Source organism: Idiomarina sp. UBA3162, assembly GCF_002364475.1.
In the GTDB taxonomy this organism is placed as follows: domain Bacteria; phylum Pseudomonadota; class Gammaproteobacteria; order Enterobacterales; family Alteromonadaceae; genus Idiomarina.
The window spans coordinates 1-15,294 of sequence record NZ_DEYI01000004.1 but is presented as its reverse complement, the minus strand read 5'-3'; the positions used below and the strand labels follow the sequence as shown (position 1 = coordinate 15,294).

The 15,294-nt window shown below is 48.8% G+C and carries 17 protein-coding genes; 4 read left to right on the top strand and 13 right to left on the bottom strand.

Going from position 1 to position 15,294, the window contains the following annotated elements; translation table 11 throughout:
• Positions 1-5: 5 nt before the first annotated feature.
• Entirely contained in the window at positions 6-872 is an 867-nt protein-coding gene (gene gspC / locus B2X00_RS00565) for a type II secretion system protein GspC (RefSeq protein ID WP_290485680.1), read from the bottom strand.
• A 215-nt stretch (positions 873-1,087) separates the two neighbouring features.
• Here gspC and hslR point away from each other — a divergent pair, with 215 nt between their 5' ends.
• Positions 1,088-1,483, top strand: a complete 396-nt coding sequence (gene hslR, locus B2X00_RS00560; protein WP_290485679.1) for a ribosome-associated heat shock protein Hsp15 — start codon at positions 1,088-1,090, stop codon at positions 1,481-1,483.
• Entirely contained in the window at positions 1,480-2,316 is an 837-nt protein-coding gene (gene hslO / locus B2X00_RS00555; RefSeq protein WP_071463166.1) for an Hsp33 family molecular chaperone HslO, read from the top strand. Before hslR ends, hslO begins: the two co-directional genes overlap by 4 nt.
• Before the next feature lie 52 nt (positions 2,317-2,368).
• Here the strand turns inward: hslO and der are convergent, their stop codons facing one another.
• The 9 genes from der to ndk all read right to left on the bottom strand — a co-directional run bounded on the left by der (position 2,369) and on the right by ndk (position 11,468).
• On the bottom strand, positions 2,369-3,808 hold the full coding sequence (gene der / locus B2X00_RS00550; protein ID WP_290485678.1) for a ribosome biogenesis GTPase Der: 1,440 nt from the start codon (positions 3,806-3,808) through the stop codon (positions 2,369-2,371).
• Between the two features lie 13 nt (positions 3,809-3,821).
• On the bottom strand, positions 3,822-5,060 hold the full coding sequence (gene bamB, locus B2X00_RS00545) for an outer membrane protein assembly factor BamB (RefSeq protein WP_290485677.1): 1,239 nt from the start codon (positions 5,058-5,060) through the stop codon (positions 3,822-3,824).
• Positions 5,060-5,677 (bottom strand): YfgM family protein, encoded by a 618-nt coding sequence (locus tag B2X00_RS00540; RefSeq protein ID WP_071463164.1) that lies wholly within the window; start codon positions 5,675-5,677, stop codon positions 5,060-5,062. The genes bamB and B2X00_RS00540 overlap by 1 nt, the downstream gene beginning before the upstream one ends.
• A 9-nt stretch (positions 5,678-5,686) precedes the next feature.
• Positions 5,687-6,964 carry a histidine--tRNA ligase gene (gene hisS / locus B2X00_RS00535; RefSeq protein ID WP_290485676.1) on the bottom strand — a complete coding sequence of 426 codons (1,278 nt, stop codon included), beginning with the start codon at positions 6,962-6,964 and terminating at the stop codon, positions 5,687-5,689.
• 66 nt (positions 6,965-7,030) lie between these two features.
• Positions 7,031-8,149, bottom strand: coding sequence for a flavodoxin-dependent (E)-4-hydroxy-3-methylbut-2-enyl-diphosphate synthase (gene ispG / locus B2X00_RS00530; RefSeq protein ID WP_290485675.1), 1,119 nt, complete (start codon positions 8,147-8,149; stop codon positions 7,031-7,033).
• A 20-nt stretch (positions 8,150-8,169) separates the two neighbouring features.
• The gene (locus B2X00_RS00525; RefSeq protein ID WP_290485674.1) at positions 8,170-9,312 is read right to left on the bottom strand and encodes a RodZ domain-containing protein; all 1,143 of its coding nucleotides are present in this window, start codon (positions 9,310-9,312) and stop codon (positions 8,170-8,172) included.
• A gap of 48 nt (positions 9,313-9,360) precedes the next feature.
• Positions 9,361-9,771, bottom strand: coding sequence for a pilus assembly protein PilF (locus B2X00_RS00520; RefSeq protein ID WP_290485673.1), 411 nt, complete (start codon positions 9,769-9,771; stop codon positions 9,361-9,363).
• Positions 9,772-9,813: 42 nt separating this feature from the next.
• The gene (locus B2X00_RS00515; RefSeq protein WP_071463159.1) at positions 9,814-10,950 is read right to left on the bottom strand and encodes a bifunctional tRNA (adenosine(37)-C2)-methyltransferase TrmG/ribosomal RNA large subunit methyltransferase RlmN; all 1,137 of its coding nucleotides are present in this window, start codon (positions 10,948-10,950) and stop codon (positions 9,814-9,816) included.
• 86 nt (positions 10,951-11,036) lie between these two features.
• On the bottom strand, positions 11,037-11,468 hold the full coding sequence (ndk, locus tag B2X00_RS00510; protein ID WP_006956949.1) for a nucleoside-diphosphate kinase: 432 nt from the start codon (positions 11,466-11,468) through the stop codon (positions 11,037-11,039).
• A 164-nt stretch (positions 11,469-11,632) separates the two neighbouring features.
• On the opposite strand from ndk, the gene msrA reads away from it, so the two are divergent.
• Positions 11,633-12,181 (top strand): peptide-methionine (S)-S-oxide reductase MsrA, encoded by a 549-nt coding sequence (gene msrA / locus B2X00_RS00505; RefSeq protein WP_290485672.1) that lies wholly within the window; start codon positions 11,633-11,635, stop codon positions 12,179-12,181.
• Here the strand turns inward: msrA and B2X00_RS00500 are convergent.
• From B2X00_RS00500 to trmJ, 3 genes are all read right to left on the bottom strand, one after another.
• Positions 12,167-13,318, bottom strand: coding sequence for an IscS subfamily cysteine desulfurase (locus B2X00_RS00500; protein ID WP_290485671.1), 1,152 nt, complete (start codon positions 13,316-13,318; stop codon positions 12,167-12,169). The genes msrA and B2X00_RS00500 overlap by 15 nt on opposite strands.
• A 15-nt stretch (positions 13,319-13,333) precedes the next feature.
• On the bottom strand, positions 13,334-13,801 hold the full coding sequence (iscR, locus tag B2X00_RS00495) for a Fe-S cluster assembly transcriptional regulator IscR (protein WP_290485670.1): 468 nt from the start codon (positions 13,799-13,801) through the stop codon (positions 13,334-13,336).
• A 76-nt stretch (positions 13,802-13,877) separates the two neighbouring features.
• A complete protein-coding gene (gene trmJ / locus B2X00_RS00490; protein WP_290485669.1) occupies positions 13,878-14,603 on the bottom strand; it encodes a tRNA (cytosine(32)/uridine(32)-2'-O)-methyltransferase TrmJ in 726 nt (241 codons plus the stop codon).
• 113 nt (positions 14,604-14,716) lie between these two features.
• Here trmJ and B2X00_RS00485 point away from each other — a divergent pair.
• A partial coding sequence (locus B2X00_RS00485) for an inositol monophosphatase family protein (protein ID WP_290485668.1) occupies positions 14,717-15,294 on the top strand: 578 nt, incomplete at its 3' end.

The following is a 15,294-nucleotide window of genomic DNA, read 5'->3' as shown; positions in this document are numbered from 1 at the left end:
AATTATTATTCCTGCTGGTTAGGAAGCTGCAAACTCAGCTCAATACGCTCGCCATTACGTAGCACCGTCACTGTCGCTTCGGTCGCATCCTGTAACTGGCTGCTCAGCTCAGAAGCTTGTTGCATATCGGTCAAGTCGTAGCCGTTAATCGCGACGGCTAGGTCACCTTCCTGAAAGCCTGCTTGGTAAAAGATATCGGCCTGATTCCCAGGCGAAAGACGGTAGCCTTGCAGACTACCTTGTTCTAAAACGGGTGCGATAGACACATAATCGAGTAACTGACCGGGGTCACGTTTTACTCGCTGTAACGCATCCGAGGTGTTATTTGCTTGATTAGCTTCGGCTTCACCGCTCTCTACCACCAATGACAGCGCGGGACGATCTTCGCCAATGTCTTCTAATTGCAGTGTCTCTAAGCGCCCACCGTTATCTAAAATGACACGGTCAGCGAGAATTTGCTCAACGGTGACACGAGTGCGACCAATAGCGTCGCCAACTATATAAGTCGACTGCTTGCCTGCTTGTTCGATTATAGCGGCCGAGCGCTCCGGTCGTGAACTTGCGGAAACGCCTACGAGACGAACATTTAAAGATGTTTTAGGGGCGTTGGCATAATCATTACCCCGCGTCTGCGTGCCCGCCTGCTGACGACCAAAAATCGGTAATTGCTGTAGCTTAGCGAGATCGACACTTTGGTTATCGCGGTTTTGTGCGCGCACATCAACGCTAGGACGCTGTTGTGTTTCAGGTGAAGGCGTCATAAACCACCAAGTCGCTTGCGCCGCAACAATGACAACCCATATCCACAAAAGCACCGTAACTACAGTTACGGAACGGGATATCCACTGATTCGCGTTCTGGGTTGATGGCATTAGGCTTATCAATTTAATTCACTTTTATCGTTGTTGTTTTACCGAAGCAATGCGCTACATCCGTATAGGAATTTGATACAATATACGCAACTTGATGGCTAGCGCTAGTGTCGCATCGTCGAATTATACAATTTTGATGTTTTGGCATTGTAGCGTAGGCACGAGTAGTCAACAATCGATTAACACTAATTTTATAATATTTTCGTGACGATTTTATGACACAAGACAGCGGTGTAAGGCTCGACAAATGGCTCTGGGCAGCTCGATTTTATAAGACTCGGGCGCTTGCGCGTCAGATGGTTCAGGCGGGCAAGGTACATGTTGCAGGTAAACGCAGTAAGCCCTCTAAGCTCGTGCAGGTGGGTGACCGAATCACCTTGCGACAAGGCTTTGACAGCAAAGAGGTCGAAGTGTTGGCGCTGAGCGAGCAACGACGAGGAGCGCCCGAGGCTCAATTACTTTACCAAGAGTCTGAGGCGAGTATAGAAAAGCGTGAACAGAATGCGGAGGCACGTAAACTGAACGCGCTTTATAACCCACACCCCGACAAGCGTCCGGACAAAAAACAACGTCGGCAACTGATTAAAATGAAAGATGGTGGTAATACATGACAACCCAGCTTGACTATCCAACAGACCAGCTCGCGCGCTACAGTTTTGCTGAGCAAGATGTGCGCGGTGAGATGGTGCAACTTACCAGTAGTTACCAAAGCTTAATTAAAGGACATCAATATCATCCCGCGGTACAACAGTTGCTCGGTGAAATGATGGCCGCCGTTTCGTTGCTGACTGCGACACTGAAATTTGAAGGTCATATTGCAGTGCAACTGCAAGGTGATGGGCCGGTCAACTTTGTTGCCGTTAATGGTAATCATGCGTTAGAACTTCGCGGTATTGCTCGGGTACGCGCTGATATTGGTGAAACTGACTTACGTAGCCTGATAGGTAAAGGACAACTGATTATTACCTTAACGCCGCAGGATGGCGAGCGCTACCAGGGCGTTGTCAGTGCCGATGCGGATTCGCTCGCCGAGGTGATTCAAGACTACTTCGAGCAGTCTGAACAGTTATCAACGCGCGTTTGGTTATTCGCTGATGGCGAGCATGCTGCAGGTATGTTCTTGCAACGTATGCCTGCCTCAGGTAAAGACATGGTGGGCTTTGAGCACTTAGCGACTTTGACGGATACCGTCACCGCACAAGAATTGTTTACGCTGCCGGCTGAACAACTACTGCATCGACTGTATCACGAAGAGACCGTACATATGTATCCGTCACAACCGGTTCGTTTTGTTTGCGGCTGTTCTAAAGAGCGCACGTTAGAGGCATTAGCCTCGGTACCTGTCGACGAACTTAAACAGATCCTTGAGCAGGATGGCGAGATTGTCATGACCTGTGATTACTGTCTGACGGAGTATGTCTTTAAAGACGAAGATTTCGCGTAGCCGGTCGCTAGATATGGAAAAAAAAGAGGTCCTGAAGACCTCTTTTTTTGTGCTATTTGCTCTTTTTAACAAACTTCATCAAGCGACGACGTTTGCGTTGCTGCGATAGCGTCAGGTTGTTCTTCTTACCTGCATACGGGTTTTTCGGTTCACGGAACTCGACTTTGATCGGTGTTCCCATGACGCCGAGCGCCTTACGAAAATAGTTCGTTAAATAACGCTGATAAGACCCTGGTAAGCGAGTAACCTGATTACCGTGGATCACGATACGCGGAGGGTTATACCCCCCAGCATGCGCATATTTCAACTTCACGCGGCGACCGCCCACCAAGGGTGGTTGGTGCTCTTCTTGTGCCATCTCCATGATTTTGGTCAACTTAGAGGTCGACACACGTTGGGTCGCACTCTTATACGCTTCCTCTACGGACTCAAATAAGTGACCCACGCCAGTACCATGCAGCGCTGAGATGAAATGCAAACGGGCAAAGTCGACAAAGCCCAAGCGGCGATCGAGTTCTCGTTTGATCTCATCTTTATGGTCTTGCTGCAAGCCGTCCCACTTATTTACCGCAATCACGATAGAACGACCTGCATTTAGTGCAAAACCTATCAGATTAAGGTCTTGATCGCTGATGGTTTCGCGCGCATCAATAACCGCCAACACCACGTTGGCATCTTCGATTGCTTGCAGGGTTTTAACCACTGAGTATTTTTCGATCGCCTCATCGATACGCCCACGGCGCCGTACACCTGCGGTATCGATCAAGACGTACTCACGTCCATCTCGCTCCATGGGGATATACACGGAATCACGCGTGGTACCTGGCATGTCGAACACTACCACCCGGTCTTCACCGAGAATACGGTTGGTCAAGGTTGACTTACCAACGTTCGGACGACCAACTATCGCGAGTTTAAGCGGCAATGCATCATAATCAATTTCATCGTGCTCAAGATCTTCGCTGTCAGGCGCATCCGGAACAATAACATCTGGATAATCATCGGCTAGCGGCTTGAAACACGAATCTAATAAATACTCGACACCACGACCATGCGCTGCAGCGATACCATAGAGATTGCCAAGCGCAAGTGAATAGAAATCCGCCATCGCCGAATCAGCGTCGATACCGTCGATTTTGTTGGCTACCAGATAGACTTTTTTCTTCTGTTTGCGCAGATGGGTTGCAATCGCTTGGTCACCGACGGTGACGCCATCGCGCGCATCCACTAAGAACAAGACAACATCAGCCTCTTCAATCGCTTGCAGCGACTGTTTGGCCATCACCTCGTCGATGCCCTCTTCGTCACCGTGAATACCGCCGGTATCGACAACTATAAACTGATAACCGTCATAATTGGCTTGGCCATACTTACGATCACGGGTCAAACCCGGGAAGTCTGCTACCAGCGCATCCCGAGTTCGAGTTAAACGATTAAATAATGTAGATTTGCCTACATTGGGTCGGCCTACTAAGGCCACGACAGGTAACATGTATGAGTACTTCCTAATTAACCTCGATGGCGTATAAGTCGCCATCGCGCGTTTGTACGTAAATCGTGTTGCCGTCGACTACTGGCTGAGCGTAGATTCCGTCTCCACCTAAGTCCATACGGCCGATAATTTCGCCTGAGCTCGGCGATAACCAGTGCAGGTAACCTTCAAAATCACCCAGTGCTAAATGATTGTTAACGATCGTTGGACCCGTTAATGCACGACCGAACAATTCGTTGTTGCTCCATTGCTCGATACCGCCACGCAAATCTAGGCCAAACACATGGCTATTTGAATCAGTTAGATAAATATTTCCGCCATTAATGTGCAGATTTTCATAGGCACTGTAGTCACGCTTCCAGCGGACTTCGCCCGAACGTAGTTCAAGTGCGGCCAGCTCACCGTTGTAGGCAATCATGTATATAACGCCACCGACAACCACGGGGTTTGAGTCGATATCTGCAAGGGCTTCTAACTCGGTTGCGCCGGTTGGGTCCCCAACCGCTTGGGTCCATGCTTGCTGGCCATTAGTACCAATCAATACGGATGCACGCCCCGAAGAATCACCTAGAATCACACCACCACTGACAATGCTAGGCGCTGAGGCGCCACGTAATGTCAGCGTCGGTGTTTGATATTCGTGAACCCAGTTTTGCTCACCGGTATCTGCCGATAAGCTAATCACTTTACCACCGGTGGTGTGCACTACGACCATACCTTCACCGACAGCTGGGTCAGACGTCACTTCATTACCCACTTCAGCGTGCCATGCGAGCTCACCTGTTTCGGTGTCAATCGCGACAACATCGCCGTTTTCGGTGCCTAAAAATAGCTTATTATACTGGGCAACAAGGCCACCTGAGATGCGCGCTGGGAATGGTGATGAAAACAAGCCGCTAAACCATCCGTCATCAACACCTTCGTTGATCTCGATAAGATCATGTAACTCAACTTCCCACAGTGTTTTACCGGTTTCTTTATCAAACGCTTTCACCACACCTTGGCGATCTGCGGCAAACACCTTACCGTAGGCAACGGTCGGATTCAGGCGAGAAAAGTATTCACCAACACCGTCACCGACTGAACGCTCCCATTTAATACGTGTATCCACCTGCTGACTCACAGGTTGCAACGGAGCAACCGTGATCTCTTCGTCGTCATCACCAAACAAAGAACACGCCGACAGTGAAAGCCCTGCTAAGGCAATCAGACTGGTACGAAATAGAGATTTCATCGCTGTTTTAGACTGCATTATGACTTCGCCAAGCTGTTGAGTTTAAGTTCTACTGCCGGAGACAGTGTTGAACCATCGCTGTTCAGTGCGCTTTCATAGGCCTCACGCGCTTTAGCTATATCGCCTTGAGCGGCATAAACATCGCCTTTAATTTCGTTAGCGAATGCTAAATAAGCTTTGGGTAACTCTGCGTTGAGTACATCCAATGCTGGTTGGAACTGCTCTTGTGCGGTTAATACACGCGCAAGACGCACACGGGCGATTGCAGATAAGTTATCATCTGCACCACCATCAATCACCGATTGGAATGACGTGACCGCGGTTGCGAGGTCGCCCTCTTGCGCCGCAAAGCGACCCAATTGCAACGCGGCGAGATAGCCGTACTGTGAATCCTGATGCGATTTGATAAAGCTCTGTGCGTTAGTGATTGCGCCTTCTTCACCGGCATTGAGCTGGCTCACTACGGCTTCGTAGCCACGTGAGGCTGTGTTTTGCGCTTCGATAGTCGCTTTGTCGTAATAGCGCCAACCAAAGAACAAGCCTAAGCCAATAATCGCGCCTGCGATGATGCCTTTACCGTGTTCAGCCCAAAACTCTTTAATTCGTTCTACTTGTTGTTCTTCTGTTTGATCCACAGGACACCCCTATTCTTGTGTCAATGGCTTGAGCGCGACAATCAGCTCGCTCCAACCGAATGTTTGTTGGTCATCAGTCGTCCGCAAGGGTTTGACAGTCAACTGATTATTTTCTAATTCATTTTCGCCTAAAATCAGCGCCACTTCAGCACCGGATTTATCGGCTTTCTTAATTTGTTTTTTCATTGCGCCACCACCGCTATGCACGACGATGCGCAGGTCCGGCAGTTCATTTCTCAGCTTTTCGGCAACAGCTTGGGCGTTAAGTTCCGCAGCTTCACCTAAAGGCATCAAATAGGCATCCACGGCGCGGCGCGGTGCAAGCTTTTCTTGCTCTTGTAACAGCAATACTAAACGTTCCATGCCCATCGCGAAGCCAACAGCCGGTGTTGCCTTGCCGCCCAGTTGCTCAACCAAACCATCGTAACGGCCACCGGCACACACGGTACCTTGAGCCCCTAACGCGGTAGTGACCCATTCGAACACGGTGCGGTTATAGTAATCAAGACCACGCACGAGGCGCTCGTTGAATACATATTGAATGCCTGCGGCATCTAGACGTGCCTTTAACTCATCGAAATGCTGTTTGGACTCTTCATCCCAGTAGTCCGATAGCTTAGGAGCGTGTTCTAACAGTTGCTGCGTATTGGCGTCTTTCGAATCCAAAATACGCAGCGGATTAGAATCTAGTCGACGTTGACTGTCTTCGTCTAACTCACTCTTATATTGTTCTAAATAGTCCCGTAATGCATCACGATAGCGTGCTCGCGCTTCATTTGAGCCAAGCGAGTTCAGTTGTAGCTCAACTTGGTCGGCGATACCGAGTGCTTTCCAAAGTCTAGCTGACAAAAGAATGACTTCAGCATCAGCATCTGCGCCCTCGAGGCCAAAGGTCTCGATACCAAATTGATGGAATTGGCGGTAGCGGCCTTTTTGCGGGCGCTCATAGCGGAACATGGGGCCCATGTACCACAAACGTTGAATCTGATTGTACAGCAAACCATGTTGATTACCGGCACGCACACAACTGGCGGTGCCCTCTGGGCGCAAGGTCACGCTCTCGCCGTTACGATCGTCAAACGTATACATTTCCTTTTCGACGATATCGGTCACTTCACCAATAGAACGTTTAAACAATGCCGTGCTCTCGAGCACAGGCATGCGTATTTCCTGGTAGCCATAGCTTGCGGCAACTTGACGGATAATTGCCTCGACCTGTTGCCAAGCAGCCGTTTGCTCCGGTAACAGGTCGTTCATTCCTCGAATTGCTTGGATGGTCTTTGCCACGGTCACTCTTCCGTTTAGCCTACAAAATAAGCGCGTATTATAGAGTCTTTACGACGGCGGGTAAAATCAGTTGTCGATTTCTTTTACGTCAATGCGATGCTTTTTGACATATTCAACGCGATCACGGATCTGAGCTTCCAATTGATCGACGAGATCATTGTTATCAAGTCGCAGTTTTTGGCGCTCACCGCCGATGTACAGGCCACTCTTGCTTTTTGCACCGGCCAGACCGACTTCTGAAATCAAAGCTTCACCGGGACCATTGACCACACAGCCAATAACCGACACATCCATCGGCTCGGTGATGTCCTCGAGTCGTTGCTCCAACGCATTCACCGTAGAAATCACATCAAATTCTTGGCGTGAACAGCTAGGGCAAGCAATGAAGTTAATACCGCGCGAGCGGATACGCAGAGATTTAAGGATATCAAAGCCCACTTTGATTTCTTCGACAGGATCAGCGGCCAGTGACACGCGTAAAGTATCACCGATGCCTTCTGCTAATAACATGCCTAAGCCAATGGAGGATTTAACCGAGCCACTGCGGAGGCCACCTGCTTCGGTAATACCTAAATGCAACGGCTGCTCGATTTGCTTAGCCAATAGGCGGTATGATTCTACCGCTAAAAACACGTCGGACGCTTTAACACTGACTTTAAAATCTTGAAAGTCTAAGCGGTCCAAGATATCGACATGTCGCATCGCAGATTCAACCAGCGCTTCTGGTGTTGGTTCACCATACTTCTCTTGCAGCTCACGCTCTAACGAACCGCCATTCACACCAATGCGAATTGGAATGTTCTTATCCCGTGCCGCATCGACGACGGCGCGAATACGGTCTTCTCGACCGATATTACCTGGATTAATTCGTAAACAGTCGACACCGTATTCAGCCACTTTGAGTGCAATACGATAATCGAAGTGAATATCCGCGACTAACGGAACAGGACTTTGTTGTTTGATCAGCTTAAACGCTTCCGCCGCGTCCATCGTCGGCACCGAAACACGGACAATGTCGGCTCCTGCTGCAGCAATACGTTTAATTTGCTCAACAGTGGCTTGCACATCGGTTGTTTCAGTGTTGGTCATCGACTGAACGGCAATGGGCGCATTGTCTCCAATCGGCACATTACCTACATAAATCCGACGGGAAGGTCTGCGCTTAATTGGATTTTCGTGCATCATAACGGCTTACACTCAGTCTCTTAATTGCTTGAAGGAATCGTTAATCGTGCCACACGATCTTGGCGATATTGTGACAAGTCTAGCGTATTGCCCGCGTAGGTTATAGTCACAGCGGCAGGCTTACAAATGGTTGCCGAAAACGGCGCTGAGCCGGGTACCGGCATACGATAGCCCTGTGCTTTGGTACCAATCGCTTGCACTTCGCCATCGGCGTCTTCAACTTTTACCCAGCATTCTTCACTAAATTCCATCACCAACGTAGCGGCTGGTGCGGCATCTGCTGAATTTTCTGTAGTTTCTGTATTCTCTGCCACAGTTGGTTCAGCTTCTACCACAGGTGCTTGCTCTTGCGCGTCTGTGTCACCCGAGTCGTTGACCTCGTTACCGTCTGATGCTTGCTCTGTCACTTCCGGGGTTTCTTGTGGATTCGCCGATGTTTCTGGCAGTTCTGAAACGGGCTGCTCGATAGCGTCTGAATTCATTTCATCCTGTTGTGCAGGGTCATTGATACTTAACGAGGTACTTGCATCGGCAGCGCTGACTTCAGACTCGAGTACAGGTTGCTCGCCCGATGTTGTTTCTTGGGATTCGTTTGACTGACGTATGGTCGGCGTATCTTCGCGGTTTTCTGGTTGCGCTGACTCGCTTTGCTCAGTGACTGCTTGTTCAACGTCGTTGCTCAGCTTGGAAAAGCTTAAATCGCTGTCTTGCCACCACCAAATCACTAACGCAATAACCACCACAACCACCAACCAAGTAATCATCATCAGTCGGTTGTCACTTTCTTGGTGTTTTACACGACGCGAAAAGCTTTGCATCGGTGTGCTTTCTGGCTCTTGAATATTAAGTGACTTATACGCTTCATCGATTTGGCTTTGGTCAACACCTAGCAGCTTTGCATAGGCACGCAAGTAGCCTTTGACAAAGGTCGTGGTTGAGAAAGTGGTATAATCATCTGCTTCGATGAGTTCAATCACTTGCAGTCGCAAGCGTAGGCGATCGGCAGCCTCACGTGGCGTCATCGATTTTGCTTCGCGCGCCTGTTTGAGTATATGCCCAGGGCCTGCTGTTGGGCGACTCGGTTGCTCTGGCGACGACATTGGTTGTTCGTTATTTTGGTCCGCGCTTGAGCTGTTATTTGCAGATGAGTTATCGGCAGTCATGATCTTTGGGTCGTTCCCTAGTTTAACTAAAGTTAAGCGAATTGCATTCTAGCGACGTTGTGCACAGTTATTTTGCTGACCTGATTGCGCGCCTAAGCGTTTAGCTTGGGCAAATGCGCGCTCGGCTGCTTGGTGCTGACCTGATAAACACAGCGCTACCGCATAATTGTTGTGCAGAACTCCGCTCATAGGTTGCCATGATAATGCTTCTTGGTAAAGTAGCAACGCGGAATTGACACGTTCTTTACTTAAATACCAGTGGCCGAGCGCTAGGACGGTATCAATGCGCCGAGGAGCGGCGAGAAATGCTTGCTTTAAATGACGGCCAGCATGATCCAATTGATTTTGCTTCAAATACGCCATCCCTGCGCGTAAGTGGGCATCGGCAGCCGCGTTACGGCCTGTTGCAGCACAAGCGCTTAACCCCCAACTCATCAGGATAACTATCAACCAACGCACTGAGATACTCCTTCATTAGTAACTCGAGTGCGCCGTTACTGATTAGCTCGATTTCACCTCAATCGAGCTACCGCCACGTTGTGCTTGTTGGCGCTTGAGAATACGTTTAGTTCTATCGATCACATCACCGACCAACTGACCGCATGCGGCATCGATATCGTCGCCTCGAGTTTTACGAACCATGACGGTAAAACCATAGTCCATTAATACCTTAGCGAAACGGTCAATACGCGAATTACTCGAACGACCATAATCAGATCCTGGGAATGGATTAAACGGAATCAGGTTGATTTTGCTCGGTGTATCTTTAAGCGTACGCGCGAGCTCATGCGCTTGATCCATCGAGTCGTTTACGTGATCGAGCATGACATACTCAACCGTTACTTTATGCTGAGCTTTTGACTGCTCAACGTATTTACGACTCGACTCTAAAAACTGTTCGATGTTGTACTTTTTATTGATCGGTACGATTTCATTGCGCAGTTCGTCGTTAGGCGCATGCAACGAAATAGCGAGCATTACATCGATTTGCTCGCGTAGCTTGTCCAATGCGGGTACCACACCTGAGGTACTCAAGGTGACTCGACGTTTAGACAAACCAAAACCATAATCGTCCATCATAAGGTCCATCGCTGGCACCACATTGTTGAGGTTAAGCAACGGTTCGCCCATCCCCATCATGACGACGTTAGTTACAGGTTTAATACCTGTTTTACCATAGGCTCCTAGTAGCTGATTCACACGCCACACTTGGCCGATGATTTCCGCTACGTTGAGGTTACGGTTGAACCCTTGTTGACCCGTTGAGCAGAAAGTGCACTCAAGGGCACAGCCTACCTGTGACGAGACACATAATGTGGCGCGATCGCGTTCTGGAATCCACACAGTTTCAACGTCTTGACCATCAAACAATGTCATCACGAACTTAATGGTGCCATCGCTTGACTGCTGTTGTTCACGGATTTCTGGCGCGCGAATTTCAGCACATTGTTTGAGTTTCTCGCGTAATCCTTTGTTGAGATTGGTCATCTCATCAAAGTCGTCGACACAAAAGTGATAGAGCCATTTCATGACCTGGTCGGCACGGAACGGTTTTTCGCCCATATCTTTGAAAAAGGCTTTCATCCCGTCGCGGTTCAGGTTTAGAAGATTCACTTTTTTATCGATAGCGTTGGTCATAAATTTCCTGTATCTAAAAAGTACCGTGCGCCAACGGGCGCACGATTTCATTCGTTAAACGATCAGTCTTGCTCAAGAGGCGAGACTTATCGAGTACGTGGGCAGATCTCTTCATCGCTGAAGAAGTACGCGATTTCGCGTGCTGCTGTTTCAGCTGCGTCAGAACCGTGTACTGCGTTCTCGTCGATAGTTTCAGCATAGTCTGCACGAAGCGTGCCCGCCAATGCGTCGGCTGGGTTCGTTGCACCCATGATTTCACGGTTTTTCAGGATAGCTTCTTCGCCTTCCAATACTTGTACTACGATTGGACCTGAAGTCATGAATTCAACCAATGCGCCGAAGAAAGGACGCTCGCTGTGTTCGGCATAGAAGCCTTCAGCTTGTTCTTTGCTCAAGTGCATCATTTTTGACGCTACGATACGCAAACCTGCGCTTTCGAAACGATTATAGATTGCGCCGATTAAGTTTTTCGCAACCGCGTCGGGCTTAATAATTGATAAAGTGCGCTCTAAAGCCATCTTTTTTACTCCAAAATGGGTATTTAACCAGAGGTGAAAATTTCCGCGCGAATTATACGTTAGATCTCGGAAAAAATCGAATATCTATTGATTGTTTTTTAACTCGTTCTCAGCTAGTATCGAAAAACGTTTAGCCTTATAGACGTCCAAAAGGAGTCCGTCATATGTCGAATACGACCCAGTTCCAAAAAGCTACCTTAGGCGGTGGATGTTTTTGGTGTATTGAATCAGCATTTAACCAACTTAAAGGCATTGAGTCGGCGCAGTCAGGTTACACTGGTGGTGACACCGAGAATCCAACCTATAAACAGGTCTGCAATGGCGATACCGGTCATGCGGAAGTTGTACAGTTAACTTTTGATCCGTCGATTATTAGTTATCGACAGATTTTAGAAATCTTTTTTACCCTGCACGATCCCACCCAAGTAAATCGTCAAGGTAACGATGTCGGCACACAGTATCGTACTTCTATCTTTTATCATGATGATGAGCAACAACAAGTCGCGTTGGAACTGATTGATGAACTTGAAAACGATGCGGTATTTGAAGATCCGATAGTGACCGAAGTTGCACCACTCGACACCTTTTACAGTGCCGAGGATTACCATGATGATTACTTTAATCGCAATCCGGAGAATCCGTATTGCCAAGCGGTTATCTCACCTAAGCTGGCAAAATTTCGTAAAACCTTCGCTGACTTACTGCGCAGCTAACACGCGATAAGTGTTCAGCACATGGTCCGCGGCATATTCCATCTCTTGCATGGTGGTGTCGCGGCCTACACTAAAGCGCAATGATGCATGCGCTAGTTCATCTGCCAAACCAATCGCACGCAACACATAAGACGGTTCAACGCTCGCTGAAGTGCAAGCAGATCCTGATGAAATCGCCAAGTCTTTCAACGACATTAACAACAGCTCGCCCTCGACGTTGGCAAAACTGATATTCATAATGTTGGGTACACGATGGGACGCATGACCATTGAGCTTGATGCCAGGTTCGGCTAGTAACTTTTCGAGAAACAACTGGCTTAGCGCACTGTAATGTTCACGATCATCGTCTAAGCGCTGACTTGCGAGCTGTGCCGCTGCACCTAAGCCAACAATCTGATGAGTTGCCAGGGTGCCTGAACGCATCCCGCGTTCGTGCCCGCCCCCATGCATTTCAGCCTCAAGTTGTACTTTAGGTTTACGACGTACATAGAGCGCACCGATGCCTTTCGGACCGTACATTTTATGAGCCGATATGGAAAGCAAATCAACACCGAGTTGCTCTACATCGAGTGGCAGTTTACCGGCACTTTGCGCAGCATCGACATGCAGCAGTACGTTGTTCTCCCGACACCATGCACTGATAGCGGGGATATCTTGAATAACGCCAAGCTCGTTGTTTACATGCATCACACTGACTAATACCGTGTCCTCACGCAGCGCTTGTTGTAATGCTTGGGTATCAATTAAGCCGTCCTTATCGACTGATAAAAACGTCACATCAAAACCTTCTCGCTCGAGCTGCAGTGCTGGATCAATGACGGCCTTGTGTTCGGTCGCTACAGTAATAAGATGTTTCCCTTTATTACGCGCCTGATGCATGACACCTTTGAGTGCTAAATTATCCGATTCTGTCGCGCCCGAGGTGAACACAATCTCGCGCGGATCGGCGTTGATTAAATCCGCCACTTGATTGCGTGCGATATCTACCGCCTCTTCCGCCTGCCAACCGAGACGATGCGATCGCGATGCGGGATTGGCAAAAATACCATCCGCTGTTAAGTATTTCATCATGGTATCTGCGACAGATTTGTCCACGGGCGTGGTTGCCGCGTAATCTAGATAGATCGGCTGTTTCAAAACAACTCTCCGATATTACAGCACATTAAGCTCTATTTTCTGGCTATGCTCGCCTGCTTGACGATGACCAATTTGCGCCACTTCCTTGGTCGCCATTAGTTCCGCGAGGGTGATTCCATCCAGAAATTGTGCGATACGATCGCTAAGACCTTCCCAAAGCGAGTGAGTCAAACACTGTTCACCGTTATGACAGTTACCTTTGCCTTGGCATTTGGTTGCATCTATTGACTCGTCTACCGCATCAATGACCGCACCCACGGAAATTGAATCGGCGTCGCGACCCAAACGGTAGCCTCCGCCCGGCCCACGCACGCTGATTACCAGCCCACGTTTGCGCAAACGCGCAAAGAGTTGCTCCAGATAAGACAAAGAAATACCTTGGCGCTCTGAGATATCAGCCAGGGGTACGGGTGCTTGCTTAGCAAACATCGCGACGTCGAGCATCGCTGTCACTGCATAGCGACCTTTTGAAGTCAGACGCATCAATCTCCCCCTTTAATGGCTCAGTATAATCTTCCTCTTAGTTAGTGTACTTTTCCGACTAAATTAGTCAAGTATTCTACGAGTCCGAATTTTTCGTGTGTTTATCGACTGAAGCAAGCATGCCGCGCAAAATATTAAGCTCATTTTCCTCGGGGCGCGCGCGATTAAATAAACGTCGCAACTTAGTCATAACCTGACCTGGATGTTGACGAATAATAAAACCGGTATCTGTTAGCGTCGACTCTAAATGTTGGTAAAACTGTTCGAGCGCCTCAACGCGAGGGTACGCTTGAGTGACTTCTGGCGTTTCGTCCTGTTCTAAGAACTGCATGCGTACTTCATAACATACGGTTTGAACGGCCATCGCCAAGTTCAGCGAACCATAATCAGGGTTGGTCGGAATATGTAAATGAAAATGACTTTGCTGCAACTCTTCGTTCGTTAGACCACTGTTTTCGCGACCAAATACGATAGCGACAGGATATTTTGGTGCTTCACTTAACACTTGCCCTGCCGCTTGACGTGGGCCAAGTAAGGGCCAGTCGAGCGTACGATTACGTGCGCTTGTAGCAAGCACTAAGCCACAATCATCTATCGCTTGATCGAGTCGTTCAACAATACGGGCGTTGGCTAGAATATCGGTGGCGCCAGCGGCGAGCGCCGATGCATGGCTGTCCGGCTCCGAAACCGGGTCGACTAATACTAGATCGCTAAAACCCATGGTTTTCATCGCCCGTGCGACGGAACCGATGTTGCCAGTATGTGAGGTATTCACCAGTACAATTCGAACGTTATCGAGCATGACAGTGCCTTTATCTAATTTTACCCAGTGTAGAAAAGTTGCGCATTCTACCTCAACACTGGTAATATGCGCGACCTTAAAATTCGTTCTTTCACAGCACAGGTAATTTGAAAATGCATCCGATGTTAAACATTGCGGTGCGCGCAGCGCGTGCAGCCGGTAAAATTTTGCTTAAAGAATTCGATCAGGGTCAACCGATCGATGCAACCGCCAAAGGCCCGAATGATTGGGTATCTGAAATGGATCAGGCGGCAGAACAAGCGATCATCAATACCATCAAAAAGGCGTATCCTGAACACGGTATTATCGCTGAAGAAAGCGGCACGCAAACGGGAAAAGATAACGACTTTCAGTGGGTTATCGATCCGTTGGATGGCACAACAAATTACTTGCGCGGTGTTCCTCACTTCTGTATCTCGATTGCCGTCGTTCATAAAGGAACGGTACAACAAGGCGTCGTTTACGATCCTGTACGCGAAGAACTATTCACCGCATCACGTGGCGCGGGCGCTCAGCTCAACGGACGTCGTCTACGTCTGTCGCCATTGACCGAACTCAATGGCGCGTTACTCGCAACGGGTTTCCCTTTTAAAGCGAAACACCGCTACGATGAATATCAAGCCATGTTTGGTCGCTTATTCGAGCGTTGTGCAGATATGCGCCGCGCCGGTGCTGCAGCCCTCGACCTCGC

Coding starts and splice junctions, on each gene's coding strand:
- trmJ (WP_290485669.1), bottom strand. CDS start 14,603: ATGCTCGATAACGTTCGAATTGTACTGGTGAATACCTCACATACTGGC.
- hslR (WP_290485679.1), top strand. CDS start 1,088: ATGACACAAGACAGCGGTGTAAGGCTCGACAAATGGCTCTGGGCAGCT.
- ndk (WP_006956949.1), bottom strand. CDS start 11,468: ATGGCTTTAGAGCGCACTTTATCAATTATTAAGCCCGACGCGGTTGCG.
- msrA (WP_290485672.1), top strand. CDS start 11,633: ATGTCGAATACGACCCAGTTCCAAAAAGCTACCTTAGGCGGTGGATGT.
- B2X00_RS00525 (WP_290485674.1), bottom strand. CDS start 9,312: ATGACTGCCGATAACTCATCTGCAAATAACAGCTCAAGCGCGGACCAA.
- hslO (WP_071463166.1), top strand. CDS start 1,480: ATGACAACCCAGCTTGACTATCCAACAGACCAGCTCGCGCGCTACAGT.
- gspC (WP_290485680.1), bottom strand. CDS start 872: ATGCCATCAACCCAGAACGCGAATCAGTGGATATCCCGTTCCGTAACT.
- der (WP_290485678.1), bottom strand. CDS start 3,808: ATGTTACCTGTCGTGGCCTTAGTAGGCCGACCCAATGTAGGCAAATCT.
- B2X00_RS00515 (WP_071463159.1), bottom strand. CDS start 10,950: ATGACCAACGCTATCGATAAAAAAGTGAATCTTCTAAACCTGAACCGC.
- ispG (WP_290485675.1), bottom strand. CDS start 8,149: ATGATGCACGAAAATCCAATTAAGCGCAGACCTTCCCGTCGGATTTAT.
- iscR (WP_290485670.1), bottom strand. CDS start 13,801: ATGCGTCTGACTTCAAAAGGTCGCTATGCAGTGACAGCGATGCTCGAC.
- bamB (WP_290485677.1), bottom strand. CDS start 5,060: ATGCAGTCTAAAACAGCGATGAAATCTCTATTTCGTACCAGTCTGATT.